Raw genomic sequence first — 24,648 nt, forward strand, 5'->3', positions numbered from 1 at the left:
TCGGAGAAACGTCTCAATCCCGAAATAGCATCTTGCTTGATAGCTTGGGGGTAGGTGCGCATTGGATGCGGAGCTCATAGAACGGGCGCAGCGCGGTGACCGGGAGGCCTTTGGGCAGCTGGTCTCGCGCCATTATGATTTCGTCCATGCGACGGCGTGGCGGTGGTCGGGCAGTTCCACCGATGCGGACGACATCGCCCAGGACGTCTGTGTCAAGCTCGGCGCGGCGATCCGCGGCTTTCGCGGCGCCAGCCGCTTCAGGACATGGCTCTACACCCTGACGCTGAACGCCGCCCGCGACCATAGGCGCAAGCTGGATCGAGAAGAACAGACGTTCCGTGCTTATGCCGCCGAACCGCTGCCCGATGCGCCCAGTAAGAATGACGATGAGATATCGAGCGAATTGTGGGCGGCCGTGCGCGCTTTGCCGGAGAGGCAATGCGACGCGGTGCTGCTCGTCTATGGCGAAGGGCTCAGCCATTCCGCTGCCGCCTATATTATGGGCTGCTCGGAAACGACCGTCTCCTGGCAGGTGCATGAAGCGCGCAAGAGACTGAAGGCCATGCTCGGCAAGGAAGAGGTATGACCATGGACAAGGAACTGGAAAAACTCTCCCGCACCACGCCGCCGGCAGCCGATCCGGAGGCGCGCGCGCGTGCGCTTGCCGCCGCCATGCAGGCCTTCGACGACGCAGGAAATGATACTGCCGCAGCCCAAGGAAATCTGAAGGGCTGGCGTCAAAGCTCCATCATCAATTGGATATGGAGCCCTGCCATGAACAAGAAATTCCTTGCCGGTTCAGCCCTTGCGACGCTGCTCGTCATTCCCGCTGCCGGTTATCTCGTGATAGCGCTGAATCACAGCGGGCTGCCGATCGTCGATCAGGAAAAGATCGCGAGTGACGTCTCGCAAAATAATGCGCCAGAGCCGGCCGAACCCGTCGAGGTCGCACCTCAGCTTGCCCAAGCACCGGCGAAAGAGAAGCAGCCGGCAGCTCAATCATCGGCGGCTGATAGCACCCGAGGCTTGCAGGACGAGGAGCAGCCGGCCGCCGCTAAACCCGCTGCGCCTTCTGAATTCGATGCCGGCGAGATCGCCCCGCTGACGAAGTCCGAGGGCTCGGCTGCGGCGCTCGGCGCGGCCAAACGCGTCGCGCCGGCCGCTCCCGGCGCCCCTCAACCGCAATTGGCAGAGTCGATGGCCGTCGCCCCCTCGCCTTTGCCGCCGGCGGAAGGGCGTGTGCAGATCCAGCCCGATGCCAATCGCGAGCGCTTTGCCAATGCTGCGGCAAATCCGGTCAAGAGCGTGGCAACGGATCCGGTTTCGACCTTCTCCGCCGATGTCGACAGCGCCTCCTATTCCTTTGTCCGCCGATCGTTGACGAGCGGGGCGATGCCCGATCCGCAATCGGTTCGCGTCGAGGAAATGATCAACTATTTCCCCTATGACTGGCCGCGCCCCGAGAGCGCAGATCAGCCCTTCAAGGCGACCGTAACGGTGATGCCGACACCGTGGAACCACGACACGCAATTGATGCATGTGGCGATCAAGGGCTATGATATCGCGCCGGCGACGACGCCGCGTGCCAATCTGGTTTTCCTGATCGACGTTTCGGGTTCGATGGACGAGCCGGACAAGCTGCCGCTGCTGAAGAGCGCCTTCCGTCTGCTGGTCAACAGGCTGAAGGCCGACGACACCGTCTCGATCGTCACCTATGCCGGCAATGCCGGCACGGTGCTGGAACCGACACGCGTGGCTGAAAAATCGAAAATCCTCTCGGCGATCGACAGACTGGAGCCCGGCGGCTCGACCGGCGGCGCCGAGGGCATCGAGGCGGCTTACAATCTTGCCAAACAGGCCTTCGTCAAGGGCGGCGTCAACCGCGTGATGCTGGCAACCGATGGCGACTTCAATGTAGGCCCGTCGAGCGACGAGGACCTGAAGCGCATCATCGAAGAGAAACGCAAGGACGGCATCTTCCTGACCGTTCTCGGCTTCGGACGCGGCAATCTCAACGATTCCCTGATGCAGACGCTGGCGCAGAACGGCAATGGCAGCGCCGCCTATATCGACACCCTGGCGGAAGCGCAGAAGACGCTCGTCGAAGAGGCCGGATCGACACTGTTTCCGATTGCCAAGGACGTCAAGTTCCAGGTCGAGTTCAATCCGGAACGGATCGCCGAATATCGGCTGATCGGCTACGAGACGCGCGCCCTTAACCGCGAGGATTTCAACAATGACCGCGTCGATGCCGGCGATATCGGCTCTGGCCACAGCGTCACGGCGATCTACGAGATTGCGCCCAAGGGAAGCCCCGCGGTCAAGAACGACGACCTGCGTTATGGCGCAGCCGACAAGGTGCTGGCCGAGACAGCGGGCAGCGGGCGCCAGGGTGAGCTTGCCTTCGTCAAGATGCGCTACAAGCGGCCGGGTGAGGACAAGAGCGCGCTGATCACCACGCCTGTCGGCGCGGGCAACGCGGTCGCCAGCGTCGATGCCGCGCCACAGGATGTCCGCTTCTCGGTGGCCGTCGCCGCCTTCGGCCAGAAACTGAGCCGCCTCCCCGCCCTCGACACTTATTCCTATCAGGCGGTTGCCGATCTGGCCGCGGCATCGCGGGGGGCGGATCCCTTCGGCTACAGGTCGGATTTCCTCGGGCTCATCAGGCTGGCCGACGGTCTCAGTCAACGGTGAGCTGCGGAGCACCCAGAAAGCGCGGCCGCCCGAAAGCGCGGCCGCGCTGCATGAGTTTACCCCGGTCTCGACCCATTGGCCGTGAGATAAACGGCGTAGAGAGACGTAGTCCCGGTGATAAAGAGGCGGTTCAATTTCTCTCCGCCGAAAGTCACGTTGGAGACGATCTCGGGAATATGGATCTTGCCCAGCAGCGTGCCATCCGGATCATAGGCGTGCACGCCGTCAGCCGCACTTGTCCAGATCCTGCCCTTCCGGTCCACGCGAAACCCATCGAACATGCCGACAGTACATTCCGCGAACACGCCGAGGTCGCTCAGCGTCCCGTCGCCTGATACCGCGAGCTTTCGGATATGACGCGGACCACCCGGCAAGTGCGATGCACCGGTGTCGGCGACGTAGAGAACCGACTCGTCGGGCGAGAAAGCCAGACCGTTCGGCTTGATGAAATCCGACGTCATCTGATCGGTCACGCCAGTTTCCGGATCATGCCGGTAGACATGACATCCGCCGATTTCCTCTTCGCCGTAGTCGCCTTCATAGTCGTGAAGTATGCCGTAGCTCGGATCGGTAAACCAGATTGTGCCGTCGGACTTGACGGTCACATCATTCGGAGAATTGAGCCGCCTGCCCGCGATCCGGTCGGCGAGCACGCCGACCTTGCCGTCGAACTCCGTCCGGGTGACCCGGCGTGCCAGATGCTCGCAGGTGATCAGCCGGCCCTGATTGTCGACGGTGTTGCCGTTCGAGTTGTTGCTGGGCGAGCGGAAGACGGAGGTATGTCCGCTGGTATCGTCGTAGCGCATCATGCGGTTGTTCGGGATATCCGAGAAGACCAGATAGCGTCCGGCGGCAAACCAGGCCGGTCCCTCCAGCCAGCGGCCGCCCGTCCAGAGGCGTTCGACCCGAGCATGGCCGACGAAGCAGCTTTCAAAGCGCGGGTCGAGGACCTCGAACCCGGTACCTTCGATTTCACCGAACATAAGTCTTCCTCCTCAAGATTGTTATCGATATCATAATGCTCGGATTTCGGAGATTCGTATAGCCGCCAAGGCGCCGGTAACCTAGCAAATCCGGTGAGAAGCAGGCTTTTCCGGCTGTGGAACCGCATACTTCTTCGATAAAATCGATTGTGCGATGATAACGATAACTTTATCGTGTGCTGAATTACACAATTCCGGCGTTGTTTGAAAGCAGAGAGCAGTGAAAAACGACGATGAGCCAAAGGTCAAGCGCCTCAAGACTGGAGACGCCCAAAAGCTGACGATGGCTGAGGTCGCCAAATATGTCGGCGTATCGGCCATGACCGTTTCGCGCGCCTTTCGGCAGGATGCGAGTGTTTCCGAAGAGACGCGCAAGCGCATCATGGAAGCCGTCGATGCGCTGGGCTACGTGCTCGACCTTTCGGCCGGCAGTCTTTCCTCGCGGCGCAGCGGCTTCATCGCGGCGCTGGTGCCCTCCATCAACAATTCGAATTTCTCCGACACCGCCCGCGGCATTACCGATGCGCTGGAGAATACCGGCCTTCAGCTTCTGCTCGGCTATACCGACTATTCCGCCGAGAAAGAAGAAAAACTGATCGAAGCGATGCTGCGCCGGCGTCCCGAAGGCATCATCCTGACAGGCGGTTCGCACACCGACCGCGCCCGACGCATGCTTGATAAGGCAGGCATTCCGGTGGTGGAAACCTGGGAGCTTCCGGAGGAGCCGATCAACCATGTCGTCGGCTTTTCCAATAGCGAGGCGATGTCGCTGCTGGTGCGGACGCTGGCCAGCCAGGGCTATCGGAGGTTCGGCTATATCGGCGGGACGACGGCGCGCGATACGCGCGGCAGCCAGCGGCGAAGCGGTTTCCTGAAGACGGTCGAGGAACTGGGCCTCGGGCCGGGCCGGGCGATTTCCTTCGGCGTACCGCCGATCACCATGGAACAGGGCGGTCAGGCGATTATGAGCCTGCTGGAGCGCTGGCCGGACACGGAAGTGGTTCTCTGCGTCTCCGACCTTTCCGCCTTCGGTGCGATCATGGAATGCAAGCGCAGGGGAATGAAGGTGCCGGGAGATATCGCCATTGCCGGCTTCGGCGACTACGAGATCTCGTCAGTCTGTCATCCCAGTATCACCACGATCAATGTCGACTGTTACGGCATCGGCCGGCAGGCCGCCGTCCGCCTGCTCGATGCGCTGCAAGGCAGCGGCGAGGCGACCGGCGACGAGATCACATTGACGAGCTACAGGGTCGTGCTGCGCGAAAGCACGGACCGCGCCCGCGCTGCATAGTCAGAAAGCGATCTGCACCTTCATCGATTTGCTGCGGTCGCTAGCCAGTTCGAAAGCGGCGACGGCCTCGTCGATTGCGAAGACGCCTGTCAGCAGCGGCTTCAGATCGACGCGGCGCGCGTTGATCAGCTCGACGGCGAGCCCGAACTCCTCGTGAAAGCGGAATGTGCCGCGCATCTCGATTTCCTTTGCAACGATCATGTTTTGCGGAATGGAGACATCGCCGCCAAGGCCGAGTTGCACGAGAACGGCACGGGGCTTCAGCACCTCAAGGCCGGCGCGCACGGCCCGTTCATTGCCCGACGCCTCGAACATGACATCGAAATATCCCTTGTCGGCGCCGTAAGCGGCAAGGTCGGATGCATGCGTGGCAACGTTGATCGTGCGATCGGCGCCGCTGGTGCGGGCGATCGTCAGAACTGTGTCGGTGACGTCGGTCGCGACGATTTCACGGGCGCCGAGAACGCGGGCGGCCACGATCGCCAGCATCCCGATCGGACCGCAGCCGGTGACCAGCACCCGCTTGCCGAGCAGCGATCCGGCGCGGCTTGCCGCATGCAGAGTGACGGCAAAGGGTTCGGCGAAGGCGGCCTCATGAATAGAAATGCCGTCGGCGACCTTGTGGCATTGCCAGCGCTCCGCCACCAGCCGCTGGCGGAAGCCGCCCTGAATGTGCGGCATCGGCATGGCGCTGCCGTAGAATCGCATGTTCAGGCAGTGGTTCTGCTGTCCCTTCAGGCAATATTGGCAATGGCTGCACGGCCGGCTCGGGGAAACCGCGACGCGGTCTCCAATGGCAAGGTCGCTCACGCCGGCACCCAGCGCCTTGACTGTGCCGGCGATTTCGTGGCCGAGGATCATCGGTTCGCGCAGCCGAACGGTGCCGAAGCCGCCGTGATTGTAATAATGCAGATCGGAACCGCAGATGCCGCCGGCTTCGATGGCAACCTCCACCTGCCCCGGTCCTGCAATCTCCGCTTCGCGCTCTTCGACCCTGAGGTCCTTTGCAGCGTGAATGACGATGGCTTTCATGTCGAACTCCTCACACGACCGGCGTCGGAAGCGCGCGACCGGCAAAATGCGCGGCGAGATTGTCTCTGACCAGTTTGCCCATGGCCCTGCGGGTCTCGATGGTGCCGGAGCCGTGATGGGGCTGCAGCACGACGTTCGGCAGCGTCAGGAAGCGCGCATCGATTTTCGGCTCGTTGAGGAAAACGTCAAGGCCGGCGGCCTGGATGGTGCGGTTCTGAAGCGCTGCGATCAGCGCTTCCTCGTCGACGGTCGTTCCGCGCGAAACATTGATCAGCATGCCTTCCGGACCGAGCGCTTCCAGCACCTCGGCGTTGATGATCTTCATGGTCGCGGCCCCTCCGGGAACGATGACGATTAGGAAGTCGGCCCAATTGGCAAGCGCGACCAGATTGGCTTCATAGCCATAGGCGACGTCCTGGTCCCTATTGCGGGCGAAATAAGAGATGTCGCAGCCGAAAGCGGCAGCCCGCTTGGCGATCGTCTTGCCGATCCGCCCCATGCCGACGATCCCAACCTTCTTGCCCGAAACCCGCGTTACCAGCGGCATGGGAACGTTGCCCCACTGGCCGGTGCGGACGAAAACGTCGGCCTGCGGAATCTGGCGTGCCGTGGAAAGCAGCAGTCCGATCGCGATATCGGCGACGTCTTCCGTCAGCACGTCAGGTGTATTCGTCACGCGAATGCCGTTGGCGCGGGCATAGGAGAGGTCGATCGCGTCGGTGCCGACGCCGTAGCAGGAAACGATCTCCAGCTTCGGCAGTTGCTTCATCAGCTCGGCGGAAGCGCCGAGTTCGCCGCGCGTCGCGATGGCGCGGATATTGCTGCCGACTTTTGAAATCAGTTCCTGCCGATCTGCGGCTTCCCACAGGCGGTGGACGCGGTAGCTCGCCTCCAGATCGACCATGTCCCACTCTGGATAGGCCCCGGTCATCAAAATTTCTACGTCAGGCATTGCGTCTTTGTCTCGCATTTTGGCTGTTGATTATGTTATCGATAACATATAATTCGAGATAGGGATGTCAAGTGAGTTTCACCGCAAGTGGCGGTATAAGCCGTCATTCGCCGCGACACCGGAGGAGTGATTTGCATGAAGAACCTGTTTGATCTGACCGGGCAGCTTGCCCTGATCACCGGCTCAAGCCAAGGGATCGGTTATGCGCTGGCCGAGGGCCTGGCGCAGCATGGCGCCGAGGTCGTCATCAACGGGCGCACGCCCGAAAGCGTCAAACGCGCAGTCGAAAGCCTCAAGGCTCAAGGTCTTTCTGCCCATGCGGCGATCTTCGACGTCACCAGCAAGGACGCTGCTGCGCAGGGTATCGCCGCGATCGAAGCCGATATCGGTCCGCTCGACATCCTGATCAACAATGCCGGCATGCAGTTCCGCACGCCGCTGGAAGATTTCCCGGCGGACAAATGGGAATTGCTGCTGACCACCAATATTTCCAGCGTGTTTTACGTCGGCCAGGCGGCCGCCAAAGCCATGATCGCCCGTGGGCATGGCAAGATCATCAACATCGCCTCGGTTCAGAGCGAGCTCGCCCGTCCGGGCATTGCTCCCTATACGGCGACCAAGGGCGCGGTGCGCAATCTGACCCGCGGTATGTGCGCCGACTGGGCCAAGCACGGCCTGCAGATCAACGCGATTGCGCCGGGCTATTTCAAGACGCCGCTCAACCAGGCACTCGTCGATAATCCGGAATTCTCGTCCTGGCTCGAAAAGCGGACGCCGGCCGGACGCTGGGGCAATGTCGAGGAACTGGTAGGTGCCGCCGTCTTCCTTTCGGGGCGCGGTTCGTCCTTCATCAACGGCCATACGCTTTATGTCGACGGCGGCATCACGACCTGCCTCTGATAAAGATCAGTCCATGGACCTCGAGAAAGAGGCACTACCCTTGGCCGTCGTGATCATGGGCGTCAGCGGCTGCGGCAAATCCTCGGTTGGAGAGCGCGTCGCCGTGCAATACGGCATGCCCTTCCTGGAAGGCGACCAACTCCACCCGGCTGCCAATGTCGAGAAAATGGCCAAGGGCATCCCGCTCACCGACAATGACCGCCTGCCCTGGCTCGACCGGATCGGCGAGGAAATAAGGACGGTGCAAGAGGCGTCGCAGGGATTGGTGATTTCCTGTTCGGCGCTGAAGAGAAGTTATCGGGATAGGCTGCGGCAGGCGGCCGATGGGCGCCTGGCCTTTGTTTTTCTGGAGGGGTCGCGTGATCTGCTGTTGTCGCGGATGCAGGCCCGTCAGGGCCACTTCATGCCGGCATCGCTGCTCGACAGCCAGCTGCAGACGCTGGAGCCGCCGACCGGTGAGCCCGGTGTCGTGACGGTGGCGATCGATATGGCTTTGGATGATATGGTGGCGCTGGCTTGTGAGGGGCTGCGAGGCGTGGCCGTCAAGGGAGGAGATTATCATGCAGGATGACCACAGAGCAGATGTCGCCGTCATCGGCGCGGGCATCATGGGAGCGGCGATCGCCACGCGATTGATCGAAACCGGCCACAAAGTATCGGTTTTCGATCTCGATACTGAAAAGGTCGCGGCGTTGGCAGCCAAGGGCGCCCACGCGGCCGCTTCGGTGGAGGATGCGGTCTCGCGGTCGGAATTCTGCGTCCTCAGCCTCAATCACGCAAATATCGTCCGCGCCGTCGTCTTCGGCGAGAAGGGGGTTGCGGCGGCGGCAAGCGCTGATAGGCTGCTGATCGATATGTCTTCGATCGACCCGGCCGAGACCGCCGACATGGCGAAGCGGCTGCGGCGGGAAACGGGCATGGCATGGGTGGATTGCCCGCTTTCGGGCGGCGTGCCCGGTGCGCTCGGTGGCAAGCTGACCATCATGGCCGGTGGAAGCCTCGAGGATTTCGAGCGGGCGCGCGTGGTGATGCGGCATCTTGCTGCCAATTATACGCTTATGGGCGCATCCGGCGCCGGGCAGACCACCAAGCTGATCAACCAGCTGTTCTGCGCCGTGCTGTTCCAGTCGGTCGCTGAAGCCGTCAAGCTGGCGGAAGCCGGCGGTGTCGATCCCTCCGCCATTCCGGCCGCCCTTGCCGGCGGCAGGGCGGACAGCCGGATATTGCAGGAATTCATGGCGAAATTCGCCGCCCGGGATTTCTCGCCGACAGGCCGGATCGACAACATGCTGAAGGATCTGGACTCGCTTCAGGCCTTTGCACTGAAGACAAAAACGCCGCTGCCGATGACGGGTGCGGTCGTAGAGATTCATCGCCTGCTTTGCGCTGCCGGCCTTGGGCCGAAGGACTCAGCCGAGATGATGCGCCTGCTCGACGGATTTGCCGCCGACTGACCTCATTTCAGGCTTGCGAGATTGTCACTTTCCGCTTGACTATTCGGCGATGTTATCGATAACATCTGTTCATGACGACAGCTGCAGCTTTGGGAGGAGCCACAGTGGAAGCCAAGAGACTGCTGGAGTTCCAATCGATCACCAAAAGCTTCGGCGGCACGCAGGCGCTGCGTGACGTCTCGATCGACCTGCGCGAGGGCGAGATCCTGGCGCTGCTCGGCGAAAACGGCGCCGGGAAATCGACGCTGATCAAGACCCTGGCCGGCATCTACAAGCCCGATAACGGCGACATCCTGTTTCGCGGCCAGAGCTATCATCATCGCCCGCCGAAGCCGAACGAGCGGCAGCCGGTGGCTTTCATCCATCAGGATCTCGGCTTGATCGAGTGGATGACGGTCGGCGAGAACATGGGCCTGTCGCAGGGTTTCTCGATGCGCCAGGGTCTGATCGACTGGAACAGGACGCAGGCGCGCGCGAAAGAGGCCCTGAAGCTGGTCGGCTGCGATTTCGATCCGACGACGCGGGTCTCGGCTCTGTCGCGCACCGAAAAATCCCTCGTCGCCATTGCCCGCGCGCTTGCCGTCGAAGCCGACGTTCTGGTGCTTGACGAGCCGACGGCGAGCTTGCCCGCCGACGAAGTCGATCGGCTGTTCAACGCGATCCGTCCCCTGAAGGAGCGCGGCGTCGGCATGATCTATGTCTCCCACAGGCTGGACGAGATTTTCCGCATCGCCGATCGCGTCGCCGTCCTGCGCGACGGATGCATGGTCGGGCAGAATCCGGTCAGCGAGACCACTCCCGACGAACTGGTGACGATGATCATCGGCCGCAGCGGCGACGGTCTCTTTTCGAAGACCGAGATCAAGCCCGGCAAGGCGATCGTCAAGGTGCGCGATCTCGTCTGCGCCGGCACGAGCCCGATATCGTTCGATATAAGACAGGGCGAACTTCTGGGGCTCGCCGGCTTGCGCGGCGCCGGTCAGGAACGGATCGGCCGCGCCTTGTTCGGCTGCGAGCCCTTCGGCGGCACGATCCTGCTGCATGACCAAACTCCGGACCTTTCGAGCCCGCTGAGCGCAATGGCGTCGGGCATCGGATTGATCGCCCGCGACCGGACGGAGGAATCCGTCGCGCTCTCGCTGTCCATTCGAGAAAATACTTATATCAACCCCGGCGCCGTCGGACGCGGGCTTTTTTCCTTCCTGTCTCCGCGCGGCGAAGCCGACCTTGCCCATGCGATCGGCCAGTCCGTCGGCCTCAGGCCGAACGATCCGGATCTGCCGGTGGAAGCTCTGTCGGGCGGCAACCAGCAGAAGGTCGTCGTCGGCCGCTGGCTGGCGACCGGCCGGAAGCTGCTGATCGCCGAAGATCCGACCGCCGGAGTCGACATCGGCGCGCGTGCGGAAATCTACCGCCTGATCACGCAGGCGCTGGAAGCTGGTCTCGCAGTCGTCGTTGTGTCGACGGATTTCGAGGAAATCGCCCATATCTGCCACCGCGCGCTGGTTTTCTCGCGCGGCAAAATCGTCAGCGAACTGACTGGAAGCGCCCTGACGACGGAGGCGGTCATCACGGCCGCATCCGCATCGGAAGCTGCTTGAGCCATCGGGAGAACAGCCATGCAATCCATTGAATCCACCGCGCTGGAGCCGACCAAGAGCGAAATGGCCGGCTTGTCCGCCGGACAGAAGATCGGGCGCCTGATTCCGGTTTATGGTCTGGTGATCCTGACAGTCGGCCTGATCCTGCTCTTTTCGATCATGCTGCCGGATACGTTTCCGACGGTCCTGAATGTTCGTTCGATCGTCTCCGACAAGGCGATCATTGCCCTCCTGTCGCTCGCCGCGATGATCCCGATGGCGTCGGGCCGCATCGACCTGACGGTCGGCTACGGCATCGTGCTCTGGCATATTCTCGCAATCAGCCTGCAGACGGTCTACGGCCTTCCCTGGCCGGTCGCCGTCCTCATCGTTCTCGCGCTTGGCGTCCTCACCGGCTTCATCAACGGTCTGCTCGTCGAGGTCGCCAAGATCGATAGCTTCATCGCCACCCTCGGCACCGGTACGGTCCTTTATGCGCTTGCCCTTTGGCACACCGGCGGCCGGCAAGTGGTCGGGGTCCTGCCTGAAGGTTTCTACGCGCTGAACGGCACCATGCTGTTCGGCCTGCCGATCACCGGCTTCTACGTGCTGCTGATCGCCATCTGCATGTGGATCGTGCTCGAATACCTGCCGATCGGCCGTTATCTCTATGCGATCGGCGCCAATCCCAAGGCCGCGGCCCTCAACGGCATTCCCGTCCGCAAATTCGTGATGGGCGCATTCGTCACGTCAGGGCTGCTGGCGGCCCTGACCGGGGTCTTGCTGGCCTCGAAGCTGCGCATCGGCCAGGCGAGCGTCGGCCTCGAATATCTGCTGCCGGCGCTTGTCGGCGCTTTCCTTGGATCGACCACGATCAAGCCGGGACGGGTGAACGTCTGGGGCACTCTGATCGGCGTCATCATCCTGGCGGTGGGGATATCTGGAATTCAGCAATTCGGCGGGTCGTTCTTCGTCGAACCGCTGTTCAACGGCGTGACCCTGCTGATTGCCATCGGCATCGCAGGCTACGCCCAGCGCAAGCGCGGAGCTGTGAGGAGGATCACACCCGCATCCAAATGAGGATGCCGGCCCGGCCGGCATTTCATAACAAACAAAATGGAGGAGTGAACATGAAGCGCAGGACTTTATTGCAGGCAACGGTCGCAACCGTCGCCTTTATGCTCAGCGTGCCGGCACTGGCCGATTCCATGGCCGACGCCAAAGCGGTGGTCGAGAAATATGCGTCCAAGGTGAGCGCATGGGATGGCCCGACGAGCGGCCCCAAAGGCGCCACCGGAAAGAACATCGTCATTCTTGCGGCCGATATGAAAAACGGCGGAATCCTCGGCGTGGCCAATGGCGTGCAGGAAGCGGCCAGCGCGCTCGGCTGGACCGTGAAAGTGCTCGACGGCGCTGGTTCGATCGGCGGCCGGACGGCGGCCTTCGGCCAAGCCATGGCGCTGAAGCCCGATGGCATCATCATCAACGGCTTCGACGCCGTCGAGCAGAAGCCGGCAATGGAAGCGGCAAAGGCTGTCGGCATTCCGATGGTCTCCTGGCACGCCGCCTCGGCCGTCGGTCCGGTTCCGGAAGTCGGCGTCTTCGCCAACGTGACTACCGATGCAATGGAAGTATCCAAGTCTGCGGCGGACTGGGCCTTTGCCGATGCCGGCGGCAAGCCCGGCGTCATTATTTTCACCGACTCCACCTATGCGATCGCGATTGCCAAGGCAGACCGCATGAAGAAGGAGATCGAAGATCTCGGCGGCACGGTGCTCGAATATGTCGACACGCCAATTGCCGAAACCTCCCAGCGCATGCCGCAGCTGACCACGTCGCTTCTGCAGAAGTACGGCGCCAAGTGGACGCATTCGCTGGCGATCAACGACCTCTATTACGACTTCATGGGACCGTCGCTCGCCTCGGCCGGCATTGCCGGCGACGGAAAGCCGGTCAACGTCGCCGCGGGTGACGGTTCGGAGAGCGCCTATCAGCGCATTCGCGCCAAGCAGTATCAGGCCGTCACGGTCGCCGAGCCGCTCAACCTCCAGGGCTGGCAGCTCGTCGACGAACTGAACCGTGCTTTCGCGGGTGCGCCGTGGTCGGGCTACGTGTCGCCGCTGCACGTGGTGACCAGCGCGAACGTCGAATTCGACGGCGGGCCGAAGAACAGCTTCGATCCCGACAACGGCTACCGCGATCAATACAAGAAAATCTGGGGCAAATAAGCCTTCCCAAGGGCGTATCTGCGGATACGCCCTTACCCCCGCTGACACCACGCCAATATCGATCCAGCTCCGGCGAGATTTGGAAAAGAGAACCCATGATCATTCGTTATGCTTTGTTTGAAGGCCAAATCCATCCCGGTCGAGAAGAGGAATTCCGCGCCTTTGTCAGGCAGCGGCTCGTCCCTCTCTGGACGAAATTTCCAGGCGCCGAGGAAGTCCGGGTGCTTGATGGCATGGAGCGCGACGAAGGCGCTCCGGTCTATGCCATGGCTCTCGCCATACGTTATCCCGATATGGATGCGGTGAACGCAGCGCTTCGCTCCGATGTGCGCTTCGAGAGCCGCGAGGTCACCGGCGAACTCCTGCAGCTCTTCACCGGCAAGGTGCATCACCACGTCTTCCAGGCCAACGAATACCCGCCGGCCATTGCCTGACCGCCGGGCATTTTCCGCGCCGACTGGAGCGACGGACGCTGCCCGGCCGTAAGATCGAGAACAGGGATCGAACAATCTTAAAGCGTCTGCGAACAAGCATTCCAGGCGCTTTTCCTATTGGGACGCTGCCAAGCCCGCGGGCACCGACCTGTGGCACAATTTTTCATCAGCGCCGCCATTATTAAATAAAATAGTCTACTGATTTAGTGGGTAATGCTCCATCTTACCCCGCATGGGAGCCTCGGCGAGGCAGATAACCGCATGATTCGCCGGGAGGCCTTCTTCTTCCAACCACGCAGATCCGCAGCATCGCATGAGCAATAATTCCGAATTTCTCTGGTATATTCCAAACGATGTCAGGCCCGGCCATCGCGGCGATTCCGCCGTCGACAATCACAACAGCCTCGACACGCTGACCAGCCATGCGAAGGCGCTGGAGGAGCATGGCTGGAAGGGCGCGCTCATCGGCACCGGCTGGGGCCGCCCCGACACGTTCACCGTCGCCGCCTCGCTCGCCGCACGCACCACCACCTTCGAGCCGCTGATTGCAATCCGTCCGGGTTATTGGCAGCCGGCGAATTTCGCGTCCGCAGCGGCGACGCTCGACCACCTCACGGGCGGTCGCGTGCGGATCAACATCGTCTCAGGCAAGGATGATCTGGCCGCCTATGGCGACAGCGAGGGCGATCAGGCGCATCGTTATAGCAGGACGAGGGAGTTCATGCGGCTGGTCCGCAGGTTATGGACGGAAGAAAACGTCACATCGGCAGGCGAGCATTTCCGGGTCACCGAATCCACCGTGGTGCCGCGCATCGAGGTCCGCGGCGACCGCCGGCACCCGAAATTCTATTTTGGCGGTGCGTCGGAGGCGGCCGAACGGGTGGCGGCCTCCGAGGCCGATGTCCAGCTTTTCTGGGGCGAGCCGCTCGACGGCGTCCGGGAACGGATCGACCGGCTCAAGGGACTGAGCCGGGACCTCGACCGCGACCTTCCCCCGCTGGAATTCGGGCTGCGGATCACAACGCTTGTCCGCGACACGACGGATGAGGCCTGGGCCGATGCCGAGGCGAAGGTCGCCGAGATGGCGAAGAACAACGGCGTCGGCTGGCACGATCACCAGCGCGTGCTGGCTGTCGGCCAGCAACGGCTGCTCTCTTTGTATGAGCGCGGCGACGTCCTCGACGACAATCTCTATACCGCGCCGGGCAAGTTCGGCGGCGGCGGCGCCGGCACCACCTGGCTGGTCGGCTCGGCGGCGGATGTCGCCCGATCGCTGCGCAAATATCAGGATCTGGGGATCACGCATTTCGTGCTGTCCGATACGCCCTATCTCTCGGAAATCAAGCGGCAGGGCGATCAGCTGCTGCCGCTGCTGCGTGGCTGACGCCGCTGACGGGCAATTCCATGAGCACAGGATGTCGGATCGTTGCAGCACATTGTTGCGGCCGTTGAGTCGGCGCCAAACATCGTTTGCGCTGCCGCAGTGCATCCGAAGTGATTCGCGATTTTTGTCCGGCGTTCCCAGATCATTGTCCGAGTGCAAGGCGGCCAAAGAGTTGAGCGCCGAATTTACAACAGCAGATGTCGGCCGTTTCTGCGAAACAACTTAGCATACACTTCGCGCATTACATCCGTGTAAAAAATGCCGACAAGATATACGAAAAGCGCAGCTTACTGGCTCTCTGCCGTCTCCGTTTACATTCTCTAAAATATATTCCCCTAAATTTTTAGGATATCGGGAAGGCGTTCTCAGGATCGTCACCTACGCCATGACGGCGAGCCGGGCTTCCGAAATCTTGCACGAAATCGACGATGTTACTTTCACGCGCGCTTCCGCGCTTCTGGGCATTGGCTCGGCCGCTCCCTGAACGTGCAGTTCATGCGAAGTGGCATGTCGGGCGCGAACAGCGCCTCGGGACGCGTTCGGGTACGGACCGAGGACCGCACGCTTGAATGAGGAGTCGCGAGCGATCCTGATGCCCCAGCGACTTTTGATAACCTCGCCAACCATGGAGAGTGCCAATGAACAGCATTAAGAATTTCGGGATCGCGGTGCGTCTCACCCTCGGCTTCAGCTTCCTGGTTCTGCTGATGGCCGGCCTGGCCATCTATTCGGCGGTCGAGGTCGCGAAGATCAACAGCGATCTTGAAACGATCAATGACGTCAACAGCGTCAAGCAACGCTTTGCCATCAACTATCGCGGCAGCGTGCATGATCGGGCGATCGCCATCCGCGACGTGACCCTGGTGACCTCGGCGGATGAACGCAAGGCCGCCGAGGCGCTGATCGATAAGCTCGCGGCCACTTATGCCGAGAATGAAAAGCGCATGGCCGACATGGTTGCATCCCCGGCAGGTGCCACGGATCAGGAAAAAGCCATTCTCACCGAGATTGCCGGCATTCAGGCGAAAACCAATCCTCTGGTCGCCGAGATCATCGCGCTGCAGGAGAAGGGCGACGGCGAGGCGGCCCGCAAGATCCTGCTCGAACAGGCCCGTCCGGCTTTCGTGCAGTGGCTCGGCGCCATCAATAAATTCATCGACTATCAGGAAGCGCTGAACAAAACGATTGGCGGTAAGGTTCGCAGTTCGGCAAGCGGGTTCAAGCCGATCGTGCTGACGGCGCTGGGGATCGCGGCTCTTCTCTCTATTGTCGCTGCCGTCATCACATCCCGTACGATTGTCGGTCCGCTGGCAAAACTCCAGCTTTCGCTAAAAGCGATGGCGGAAGGCAATCTCGACGGCGACCGTCGCCTCGAAGCGCGCGGCGACGAGATCGGCAAGCTCGCGCGCGCCGTGGCCGGCTTGCGTGACGCGATTTCGGCGAAGGCGGCACGGCAAGCCGATGCGGAAAGCAAGCGGGCTATCGCGGAGCGGCAACGCCTCGAGCAGGATGCCGACGAACGCCGCACCCATGCGGAGCAAACGGACCAGGCTGTCGGCCGGCTCGGCGACGCCTTGCAGGCCCTGGCAGACGGCGACCTCACGCAGCAGATCGACACCCCGTTCATTCCGTCCCTGGAAAAGCTCCGCGCCGACTTCAATGCCGCGGTCGAAAAGCTCCGCGCCGCCATGCAGAAGGTCTCTCAGAACGCCAGCGCTATCGCGGCCGGCGCACAGGAGATCCGGTCGGCCTCGGACGATCTCGCGAAGCGGACCGAACAGCAGGCCGCTTCCGTCGAGGAAACCGCCGCTGCTCTGGAAGAAATCACGACCACCGTCGCCGACTCCAGCCACAGGGCTCAGGAAGCCGGGCAGCTCGTCCGCAAGACCAAGGACAATGCGGAACGCTCCGGCAGCGTCGTTCGCGATGCGGTCGACGCCATGGGCAAGATCGAATCCTCCGCCACTGAGATCGGAAGCATCATCGGCGTCATCGACGAGATCGCCTTCCAGACCAACCTGCTGGCGCTGAATGCCGGCGTCGAAGCCGCCCGCGCCGGTGAAGCCGGCAAGGGCTTTGCCGTCGTCGCCCAGGAAGTGCGCGAATTGGCGCAGCGTTCCGCCAAGGCGGCAAAGGAGATCAAGGAACTGATCAACGCTTCGAACGGCCATGTGAAGAGCGGCGTCGCCCTCGTCGGCGAGACCGGAAAGGCCTTGCAGGAGATTGCCGCGCAGGTGCAGCAGGTCGACGGCAATGTCGGCGCGATCGTCGGCGCTTCGCAGGAACAGGCGACGGGGCTGAAAGAGATCAACGCCGCTGTCAACAGGATGGATCAGGGCACGCAGCAGAACGCCGCCATGGTGGAGGAAGCCACAGCTGCCGCCCACAACCTCGCCAAGGAAGCCGATGCGCTGTTCCAGTTGCTCAGCCAGTTCAATATCGGCGGAGCGGTGGCATCAAGGCGCATGACGCCGCCCGCCGCAGCAGCGCAGCACGCTCAAGCTGTCGCCTCGCCCGCTCGGCAGATGATCGCGAAGATCGGCAAGTCGTTCCAGGGCGGCGCGGCGGTCCAGGGGAACACGGCATTGGCGGGCGATTGGGAAGAATTCTGATCGCGGAAGCGCTCCTGCGCCCCTGCCATAATTTGCAATGAGGAAGGGCAGCGTTTGCTGCCCTTCGCGTTTTCGTGCCTACGCCCGAGCCGGGGCCCTGGCTGGAAGCAGGGCGTTGACCACGACTGCAACCGCGATGTTTGCCGCCAGCGCCAGCAGGCCGGTATAGACGGTGAAGGGTTCGCCGCCGAGGCTGATCAGATGCAGAGGCTTCCAGCCGGCATCCCAGACCAGGAAGGTGCCGCCGCAGAAGCCGACGAACCAGCCGGCAAGCAGGCCGGGTGCACGGAACCAGCCGGTGTAGAGACCGAAGACCAGCGCCGGGAGCGTCTGCAGGATCCAGATGCCGCCGAGCAGTTGCAGGTCGAGGGCGAACTGCGTCGGCAGGAAGAGGATGACAAGCAGCGCGCCGACCTTGACGACGAGCGATGTCACCTTGGCGACCTTGGCCTCGCCCGCATCGCTGATTTTGGGATCGACATAGGCCTTCCAGAAGTTGCGGGTGAAGAGATTGGCCGCGCCAATGCTCATCACCGCCGCCGGCACCAGCGCGCCGATGGCGATCGCGGCAAAGGCGAAGCCGGAGAACCAGCCCGAAAACAGCGTCTTGAACAGCGTGGGAACGACGTCGTTCGCACTGTCAAGCTTCAGGTTGGCGGCATGGCCCATATAGCCGAGCAGCGCCAGAAGGCCGAGCAGCAGCGTATAGGCCGGCAGCATGATCGCATTCTTGCGGATCGTCTTGCCGCTGTTGGAGGCAAAGATGCCTGTCAGCGTATGCGGATACATGAAGGCCGCAAGCGCCGAGCCCAGAGCGAGCGTGGCATAGGCGACGTACTGATTGCCGCCCAGCAGCAGGTTGCCGGAGCCCTTGGCCTGGAAGGCCGCATCGGCCGAGGCGAAGACATTGGCGTAGCCGCCGAGCTTCGACGGGATCAGCGCGACCGCGGCGATCACGACGATATAGATCATGATGTCCTTGACGAAGGCGATCAAGGCGGGCGCGCGCAGGCCCGCCGAATAAGTATAGAGCGCCAGCACGATGAAGGCGATCGCCAGCGGCAGTTCGCCATGCAGTCCGAGCGCCTTCAGGACCGCCGTCATGCCGACGAGCTGCAGGGCGATGTAAGGCATGGTGGCGATGACGCCGGTCGCCGCGACGGCAAGCTCGAGACCGCGCGATCCGTATTGACCATGGACGACGTCGGCGGCCGTCACATAGCCGAAATCCTTGGCGCGTTTCCACAGCACCGGCATGACCATGAAGACGAAGGGATAGACGACGATCGTATAGGGCAACGCGAAGAAGCCGTAAGCGCCGACCGTGTAGACCAGCGCCGGCACGGCGATCACGGTATAGGCGGTGTAGAAATCGCCGCCGACGAGGAACCAGGTAATCCAGGTACCGAAGTTGCGTCCGCCGAGACCCCATTCATCGATATGGGCCAGCGTCTCGGGCTTGCGCCAGCGGCTGGCGACGAAACCCATGACGGTGACAAGCGCGAAGAAGAAGATGAAGACGGCAAGCGCCGTACCGTCGATGTCAGTCGTCATGGCGAACACTCCGATAGGCGATCCAGGTCAGCGTCGCGGTGATCGGCACCCAGAGAAGCTGATACCAGTAGAAGAAGGGAAAGCCGAAAAGCGCCGGCTCACGGAGATTGTAGAACGGCGGCCAGAGCAGCCCTATGTACGGGATGATAAGCAGCCACAGCGCTGCCTTGCTATGTGGTTTTTCCATGTCGGGTACCTTTCAGGCGCCGCGGGGGGCGGCAGCCATGTTCCAGTTGTCGGCGTGGAAGGCGGGTCTGTCAGCCGCAGGCTGCGGCGAGCCCGGTTCGGATCGCTCGACCTTTCCAGCCGATCGAAAGCTGATGTAACGCATATGAATTCCTCCCAACGACTGACACTTGGCCAGCCGCGGAGGGAGTCCTATGGCGTCGGTTTTGTCGTCACAAGATGGGCGCGGGGCGGAAATGCCGGCATCTACCCAGAAGTGGGTAGGCGAGGATTTCCGCTGATTTTCGAGACGATACCGTGATCGAGCGCGTAACGGATGAGGCCGGCCGTGGTGGCGATGCCGAGCTTCTTCTTGAGGTTCTTGCGGTGCGTTTCCGCCGTGGCGGAGGTTATTCCGAGCGCTTCGGCAATCTCCCTGTTGCTTCTGCCGGCAACGATCAGCCCGAGAATGTCGCGCTCACGAGGCGTCAGAGGGGCACTCCCCTCCTCCGCGCGTTCGCCCATAAGCGCATCGAAGACCCCTGAGGAGAAATAGGTGCCCCCGGCCGCCACGGTCTCGATGGCCGCAACGATCTCGTCCGTCGAAACATCTTTGAGCACGTAGCCGGCAGCGCCATGCATGACCGAGGAGGAGATGTATTCCCGGCTGTCATGCATGGAGAGCATTACGACCCGGGCTTGGGGAAGCTCGTTCCTGAACAGTTCGATCGCATCGATGCCGCTGAGTTTCGGCATGTTGATATCCATCAACACCACCTGCGGCTGGATCTGCCGGGCGATGTCGAGACCCGTTTGCGCGAGCCCGGCGGTGCCGGCGACTTCGATATGGTCGAATGTTTCGAGCACCGCTTTCAACCCGTCCAGCACCAGCGGATGGTTGTCGACCAGGAGAACCCTGATTTTCGCGCGTTCGTTCATGCGGCTTCAGCCTGCTTGCCGGCGGGCAGATTGGCCGATCTCGGCATCATCGCCGTCAGCGTCGTGCCGGACTCGCTGCTGTTGATGAGCAACAGCCCGCGGAAGTGGGCCATGCGCTCCTGCATGTTGCGCAGCCCGAGACCCGATCCGCCGGATCCGCCGTCCTTGCTGCCGTCGAAGCCGGTGCCGTTGTCTGAAATCGTCATGCGGGCGCGGCCGCCGTCGCTCCACAGCTTGACCGAAAGCTTCGAGGCGCCCGAGTGCCGCTCGACATTGTTGAAGGCCTCTTGGGCGACGCGGTAGAGGGCGGTGCTGGCTTCCACCTTCAGCATGCCATTAAAGCCCGAGGCGTCGATGTCAGTCTCGATCCCCGTCCGTTCGGCAAAGTGATGACAGAGGGCCTCGAGCGCCGCGGTCAGGCCGAGATCGTCGAGCACGCGGGGGCGCAGATCGTGCGAAAGCAGCCGTATTTCCTTGATGGCGCCGTTCAGCGCCTCGACACCGCGATCGATGGTCAGCGCCGCATCGTCGACATTGGTCCTGACCTTGCGGCCGGCGAGGTCCATTGCATAGCGCACGCCGAGAAGGGTCTGCGAGATGCCGTCATGCAGCTCGCGCGCCAGCCGCGTGCGCTCCTCTTCCTGGGTGTCGATGACCCGCTGCGTCAGTTCCTTAAGGCGGCTGTCGGCCATGCGGCGCTCGTGGAAGGTCAGGAGCATGCAGGTCGTGAAGACGACGAGCACCGAGGGCACGGCAATCAGCGCGACGATGACGAAGGTTCGCCTGATGTTGGCGCGCATCACGGCATTGGCGGCCGCGCTCTGGGCAAAGACGTCGTCCAGATAGACGCCGGTGCCCACCACCCAGCGCCATTTGTCGAGGCTGACGACGAAGGAGAGCTTGTCGGCAATCTGTCCCGTGGAAGGTTTCTGCCATTTATATTGATGCAGGCCGCCGCCCGCCTTTGCCGTGGCGATCAGCTCGGCAATCACCTTGTCGCCGTCAGGATCGGTCAGGTCCAGCCAATTCTGGCCATGCCGGAAACTCTGGCGCGGATGGACGATATTGTTGCCGTCATGGTCGTAGACGAAGAAATAGCCATCCCTGCCATAGTCGAGAGAGGTCAGAATCCCAGCCACCCGCTGCTTGGCGGCTTCGTCGTCGGGGCCGGCCTTGTCGTAGATCGTCTGGATGGCGGACAGGGCAAGATTGGTCAGATTGAGGATTTCGCCTTCCTTGGTCTTCAGCATGTTCTGTTCGAATGTGTCGATGCTGTTCTTGGCGAGATTTGCCGACTGCCAGGTGATGAAGGTGGTGATTGCAAGGATCGAAATGACGAGCGGAACGATCGCCAATGCGATGATCTGGTGTCGTAAAGTCAAGGCTCGTTCCTCCCGAAATTGCGTCCGGAATTATGCCCTTTGTCCGACATGAGTCCAGCAGCTTGCCGGCGGTATGAGGTGATGGCTATTCCAGGGGCACGAACAGGCCGAGCTTGACGTCCCGCAGCACCACATTCGTATGCATGCGGCGGATCTGCGGATTGTCAGCCATGATGAGGGCGGCGATGTCGTCATAATGCTCGACGTCGCGGGCGGTCACGATCGCGATCAGATCGACCGCGCCCGTGACGTAATAGACCTGCTGGATATGATCCTGTTTTTCCGCCCAGACGCGGAACTTCGCCAAGGCGTCGTAATTGTCCCGCTCGATCTCCATCCCGACGATGAACACCATCGATGTACCCGTCGCCTTACGGTCGAGGACGGCGACCTCCGCCTTGATGATGCCCTCCTCGCGCAGCCGCTTCAGCCGCCGCTGCACCGCCGAGACCGACAAACCTACCCGCTCGGCGATCGTTTCGGCCTTCAGCTGGCAGTCGCGCTGAACGATATCGAGGATGTCACGGTCAAAACGATCCAGTTGTTCCATTATCCAGTCCATTTCGGCGTTTCGCGGCTCATGCGTTCTGCCTGGTTTGCCGCATGAGAAAGATTATTTTGCACATTAAATGCAGAAGAGGCAGAAATTGCGCGAAAAAACCGCGCAACTTTATCATTATCCTTCGCAAACTCAGTTTAGCCGGACCCATGCATGTCGGATCAGCCCACTCCTGCTCTTCGCGTCGAAGATCTTCATAAAAGCTTCGGCTCGCAACAGGTTCTCAAGGGTATTTCGGCTGAGGCCCATAAGTCTGACGTCATCTCCATTATCGGCTCGTCCGGTTCTGGCAAGAGCACCTTCCTTAGATGCATCAATTTTCTGGAAACGCCGGATCGTGGCCGCATCGCCGTGAACGGCGAGGAAGTCGCTCTGAAGAGCGGCCGCGGCGGACGGCTGCAGCCGCAGAGCTGGAGGCAGATCGAGCGGCTGCGAACCGGGCTCGGCATGGTCTTTCAGAGCTTCAATCTCTGGGCTCATCGGACCGTGCTGGAAAACGTCATCGAGGCGCCGGTGCATGTCATGGGCGTTTCCAGGCGCGAAGCGATCGAAAAGGCGGAAGCCCTGCTGCACAAGGTCGGGCTCTTCGACAAGCGCGACGCCTATCCCGCCTTTCTGTCCGGCGGCCAGCAGCAGCGCGCGGCGATCGCAAGGGCACTCTGCGTCGATCCCGCCGTCATGCTGTTCGATGAGCCGACATCGGCGCTCGATCCCGAGCTGGTTGGCGAGGTGCTGAAAGTCATTCGCGATCTGGCGGAAGAGGGCCGGACCATGCTGATCGTCACGCATGAAATGCGCTTCGCTCGCGACGTCTCGAGCCGCGTCCTCTTCCTGCACCAAGGGCGGATCGAGGAGGAAGGTCCGCCGGAGCAGGTCTTCGGGGCGCCCGTCAGCGCCCGCTGCCGAGAATTCACCCGCCTTAGCGCCCACTGATCACTGCATCGAGCCATCACCGACAACACGAACCAGGAGAATCCTGCGAATGAAACTGCTCCCCACGCTTTTCGCCGGCGTCGCATTTGCGCTTTCCGCCGTCGCGGCACAGGCCGAAGTCCGCTTCGGCATCATGAACGAATCTTATCCGCCCTTCTTCGCCAAGGATGCCTCGGGCGAATGGCACGGATGGGAAATCGACCTGATGAATGCCGTCTGCGAAGAGATGAAAGAGAAGTGCTCGATCGTCGAGATCTCCTGGGACGGCCTCATTCCGGCTCTTGAGAGCAAGAAGTTCGACGTGATCTGGTCGTCGATGTCGAACACCGCGGAACGTTCGAAGGTGATCGACTTCACCGACAAATATTACAACACCCCGAGCACCCTGATCGGCCCCAAGGACCAGAAGCCGGGTGCAACGGCAGAGGATGTGAAGGGCAAGACCATCGGTATTCAAGTATCGACGATCCAGTCGGAATATTACAAGAAGTATTTTGCTGCCGTTGCCGAGGAGAAGACCTACCAGACGCTCGACGAAGCTTTCCAGGATCTCGCTTCCGGCCGCATCGACTATGTCTTCGGTGATTCCCTCGCGCTCGACGCTTTCCTCAAAAGCGATGCGGGCAAGGATTGCTGCGCCAATATGGGCGATGTCGCCGACGACAAGGAGATCCTGGGCGCTGGTGTTTCGGGCGGCCTGCGCAAGGAAGATACAGAGCTGAAAGCCAAGTTGAACAAGGCGATCGCTGCTGTTCGCGCCAACGGCCAATACGACGCAATCACCAAGAAATACTTCGATTTCGATATCTACGGCGCGAAGTAAGCTCTCCTAGAAATGGCGACCGCGCAACAAGGGATTCTGGACCTGCTCTCCCCCTATCCTCCGGGATGGGGCGGCGTTCTTCTGGCAGGTGCGGTTGCTACGGTCGCCATCTCCGCCTGCGCCTTCGCCGTCGGCCTGCTGCTTGGCACGGGCGGTGCGCTTGGAAAGCTTTCAGGCAATCCTGTGCTCCGCCTGGTGCTCGATCTCTATACGACAGTCATTCGCGCCGTTCCCGAGCTGATCCTGATCGTCGGGCTCTATTATGCCGGCACCGATGGCCTCAACCGGCTGCTGGCGGCATTCAACCTGCCGCCGGTCGACGTGAACGGTTTCGTTGCCGCCGTCGCAGTTCTCGGCTTCGTGCAGGGCGCCTATATGACCGAGGTGCTGCGCGGCGCGATCCTTGCCATTCCCGTCGGCCAAATCGAGGCCGCCAAGGCTTTCGGCATGGGGCCGGTGCTGCGCTTCCGTCGCGTCCTCTTGCCGGCGCTGTTGCCGAATGCGCTGCCCGGCCTTGCCAATCTATGGATGTCGGTCACCAAGGACAGCGCGCTGGTCGCGGTCGTCGGCTATCAGGAACTGGCGCTCGCCACCCGCCTCGCCGGGGCAAGCACCAAACACTACTTCGTCTTTTTTCTTGCCTCGGCTCTTCTCTATCTCGCCATCACACTCGCTTCTAACGTCGTCTTCAAACTGATCGAAGGGCGGGTGCGGCGGGGACAGCCGCGTCTGGCCTGAAGAAAGCG

Annotated in this window: 24 protein-coding genes; 15 read left to right on the plus strand and 9 right to left on the minus strand. The window is 61.8% G+C overall.

The genetic code is table 11. From position 1 onward, the window contains the following. The first annotated feature begins 61 nt into the window (after positions 1-61). Together NMA58_RS32225 and NMA58_RS32230 are read left to right on the plus strand one after the other, a co-directional pair. The gene (locus tag NMA58_RS32225) at positions 62-586 is read left to right on the plus strand and encodes an RNA polymerase sigma factor (RefSeq protein ID WP_434715066.1); all 525 of its coding nucleotides are present in this window, start codon (positions 62-64) and stop codon (positions 584-586) included. Continuing rightward, positions 583-2,694: a vWA domain-containing protein gene (locus NMA58_RS32230; protein ID WP_434715068.1), complete on the plus strand. Its 2,112-nt coding sequence runs from the start codon at positions 583-585 to the stop codon at positions 2,692-2,694. The genes NMA58_RS32225 and NMA58_RS32230 overlap by 4 nt, the downstream gene beginning before the upstream one ends. Positions 2,695-2,750: 56 nt before the next feature. On the opposite strand, the gene NMA58_RS32235 is transcribed toward NMA58_RS32230, so the two are convergent. Further along, positions 2,751-3,677, minus strand: a complete 927-nt coding sequence (locus tag NMA58_RS32235; RefSeq protein ID WP_434715069.1) for an SMP-30/gluconolactonase/LRE family protein — start codon at positions 3,675-3,677, stop codon at positions 2,751-2,753. A 220-nt stretch (positions 3,678-3,897) separates the two neighbouring features. Here NMA58_RS32235 and NMA58_RS32240 point away from each other — a divergent pair, with 220 nt between their 5' ends. Next, the gene (locus tag NMA58_RS32240; protein ID WP_434715071.1) at positions 3,898-4,971 is read left to right on the plus strand and encodes a LacI family DNA-binding transcriptional regulator; all 1,074 of its coding nucleotides are present in this window, start codon (positions 3,898-3,900) and stop codon (positions 4,969-4,971) included. On the opposite strand, the gene NMA58_RS32245 is transcribed toward NMA58_RS32240, so the two are convergent. Together NMA58_RS32245 and NMA58_RS32250 are read right to left on the minus strand one after the other, a co-directional pair. Further along, positions 4,972-6,003: an L-idonate 5-dehydrogenase gene (locus NMA58_RS32245; RefSeq protein ID WP_434715073.1), complete on the minus strand. Its 1,032-nt coding sequence runs from the start codon at positions 6,001-6,003 to the stop codon at positions 4,972-4,974. A 10-nt stretch (positions 6,004-6,013) separates the two neighbouring features. Beyond that, on the minus strand, positions 6,014-6,955 hold the full coding sequence (locus NMA58_RS32250; protein ID WP_434715074.1) for a 2-hydroxyacid dehydrogenase: 942 nt from the start codon (positions 6,953-6,955) through the stop codon (positions 6,014-6,016). 135 nt (positions 6,956-7,090) lie between these two features. Between NMA58_RS32250 and NMA58_RS32255 the strand changes: the two genes are divergently transcribed. The 9 genes from NMA58_RS32255 (at position 7,091) to NMA58_RS32295 (ending at position 17,547) form a co-directional block, all read left to right on the plus strand. Next, positions 7,091-7,855: an SDR family oxidoreductase gene (locus NMA58_RS32255; RefSeq protein WP_064695139.1), complete on the plus strand. Its 765-nt coding sequence runs from the start codon at positions 7,091-7,093 to the stop codon at positions 7,853-7,855. Positions 7,856-7,868: 13 nt separating this feature from the next. Next, a complete protein-coding gene (locus tag NMA58_RS32260; RefSeq protein WP_434715076.1) occupies positions 7,869-8,426 on the plus strand; it encodes a gluconokinase in 558 nt (185 codons plus the stop codon). Beyond that, positions 8,416-9,309, plus strand: a complete 894-nt coding sequence (locus NMA58_RS32265) for an NAD(P)-dependent oxidoreductase (protein WP_434715078.1) — start codon at positions 8,416-8,418, stop codon at positions 9,307-9,309. The genes NMA58_RS32260 and NMA58_RS32265 overlap by 11 nt, the downstream gene beginning before the upstream one ends. A gap of 104 nt (positions 9,310-9,413) precedes the next feature. Then, the gene (locus tag NMA58_RS32270) at positions 9,414-10,910 is read left to right on the plus strand and encodes a sugar ABC transporter ATP-binding protein (protein WP_434715080.1); all 1,497 of its coding nucleotides are present in this window, start codon (positions 9,414-9,416) and stop codon (positions 10,908-10,910) included. Positions 10,911-10,928: 18 nt separating this feature from the next. Further along, complete coding sequence (locus NMA58_RS32275) at positions 10,929-11,969, plus strand: ABC transporter permease (protein ID WP_183699998.1); 1,041 nt, start codon at positions 10,929-10,931, stop codon at positions 11,967-11,969. 50 nt (positions 11,970-12,019) lie between these two features. Then, complete coding sequence (locus NMA58_RS32280; RefSeq protein WP_434715082.1) at positions 12,020-13,117, plus strand: ABC transporter substrate-binding protein; 1,098 nt, start codon at positions 12,020-12,022, stop codon at positions 13,115-13,117. 95 nt (positions 13,118-13,212) lie between these two features. Then, positions 13,213-13,551 carry a hypothetical protein gene (locus tag NMA58_RS32285; RefSeq protein ID WP_434715083.1) on the plus strand — a complete coding sequence of 113 codons (339 nt, stop codon included), beginning with the start codon at positions 13,213-13,215 and terminating at the stop codon, positions 13,549-13,551. Positions 13,552-13,864: 313 nt separating this feature from the next. After that, complete coding sequence (locus NMA58_RS32290) at positions 13,865-14,935, plus strand: LLM class flavin-dependent oxidoreductase (RefSeq protein ID WP_434715084.1); 1,071 nt, start codon at positions 13,865-13,867, stop codon at positions 14,933-14,935. A gap of 638 nt (positions 14,936-15,573) precedes the next feature. Next, the gene (locus NMA58_RS32295) at positions 15,574-17,547 is read left to right on the plus strand and encodes a HAMP domain-containing methyl-accepting chemotaxis protein (RefSeq protein ID WP_434715085.1); all 1,974 of its coding nucleotides are present in this window, start codon (positions 15,574-15,576) and stop codon (positions 17,545-17,547) included. 78 nt (positions 17,548-17,625) lie between these two features. Here the strand turns inward: NMA58_RS32295 and mctP are convergent, their stop codons facing one another. From mctP to NMA58_RS32325, 6 genes are all read right to left on the minus strand, one after another. Beyond that, positions 17,626-19,101: a sodium:solute symporter family monocarboxylate transporter gene (gene mctP, locus NMA58_RS32300; protein ID WP_434715086.1), complete on the minus strand. Its 1,476-nt coding sequence runs from the start codon at positions 19,099-19,101 to the stop codon at positions 17,626-17,628. Then, positions 19,091-19,288, minus strand: a complete 198-nt coding sequence (locus NMA58_RS32305) for a DUF3311 domain-containing protein (protein ID WP_430960608.1) — start codon at positions 19,286-19,288, stop codon at positions 19,091-19,093. Before NMA58_RS32305 ends, mctP begins: the two co-directional genes overlap by 11 nt. A 12-nt stretch (positions 19,289-19,300) precedes the next feature. Continuing rightward, positions 19,301-19,432 carry a hypothetical protein gene (locus tag NMA58_RS32310; RefSeq protein WP_434715087.1) on the minus strand — a complete coding sequence of 44 codons (132 nt, stop codon included), beginning with the start codon at positions 19,430-19,432 and terminating at the stop codon, positions 19,301-19,303. 101 nt (positions 19,433-19,533) lie between these two features. Continuing rightward, on the minus strand, positions 19,534-20,205 hold the full coding sequence (locus tag NMA58_RS32315; protein ID WP_434715088.1) for a response regulator transcription factor: 672 nt from the start codon (positions 20,203-20,205) through the stop codon (positions 19,534-19,536). Beyond that, complete coding sequence (locus NMA58_RS32320) at positions 20,202-21,587, minus strand: cache domain-containing protein (RefSeq protein WP_434715089.1); 1,386 nt, start codon at positions 21,585-21,587, stop codon at positions 20,202-20,204. The genes NMA58_RS32315 and NMA58_RS32320 overlap by 4 nt, the downstream gene beginning before the upstream one ends. An 85-nt stretch (positions 21,588-21,672) precedes the next feature. Next, positions 21,673-22,137, minus strand: a complete 465-nt coding sequence (locus NMA58_RS32325; RefSeq protein WP_064807195.1) for an Lrp/AsnC family transcriptional regulator — start codon at positions 22,135-22,137, stop codon at positions 21,673-21,675. 162 nt (positions 22,138-22,299) lie between these two features. Between NMA58_RS32325 and NMA58_RS32330 the strand changes: the two genes are divergently transcribed. The 3 genes from NMA58_RS32330 to NMA58_RS32340 are packed head-to-tail and all read left to right on the plus strand — an operon-like array spanning position 22,300 to position 24,640. After that, positions 22,300-23,079 (plus strand): ABC transporter ATP-binding protein, encoded by a 780-nt coding sequence (locus NMA58_RS32330; RefSeq protein ID WP_434715090.1) that lies wholly within the window; start codon positions 22,300-22,302, stop codon positions 23,077-23,079. Between the two features lie 49 nt (positions 23,080-23,128). After that, on the plus strand, positions 23,129-23,902 hold the full coding sequence (locus tag NMA58_RS32335; RefSeq protein ID WP_430960612.1) for a transporter substrate-binding domain-containing protein: 774 nt from the start codon (positions 23,129-23,131) through the stop codon (positions 23,900-23,902). 12 nt (positions 23,903-23,914) lie between these two features. Continuing rightward, positions 23,915-24,640 carry an ABC transporter permease gene (locus NMA58_RS32340; RefSeq protein ID WP_434715091.1) on the plus strand — a complete coding sequence of 242 codons (726 nt, stop codon included), beginning with the start codon at positions 23,915-23,917 and terminating at the stop codon, positions 24,638-24,640. Positions 24,641-24,648 lie beyond the last annotated feature (8 nt).

Source organism: Rhizobium sp. YTUHZ045 (assembly GCF_051124255.1).
GTDB lineage: Bacteria > Pseudomonadota > Alphaproteobacteria > Rhizobiales > Rhizobiaceae > Rhizobium.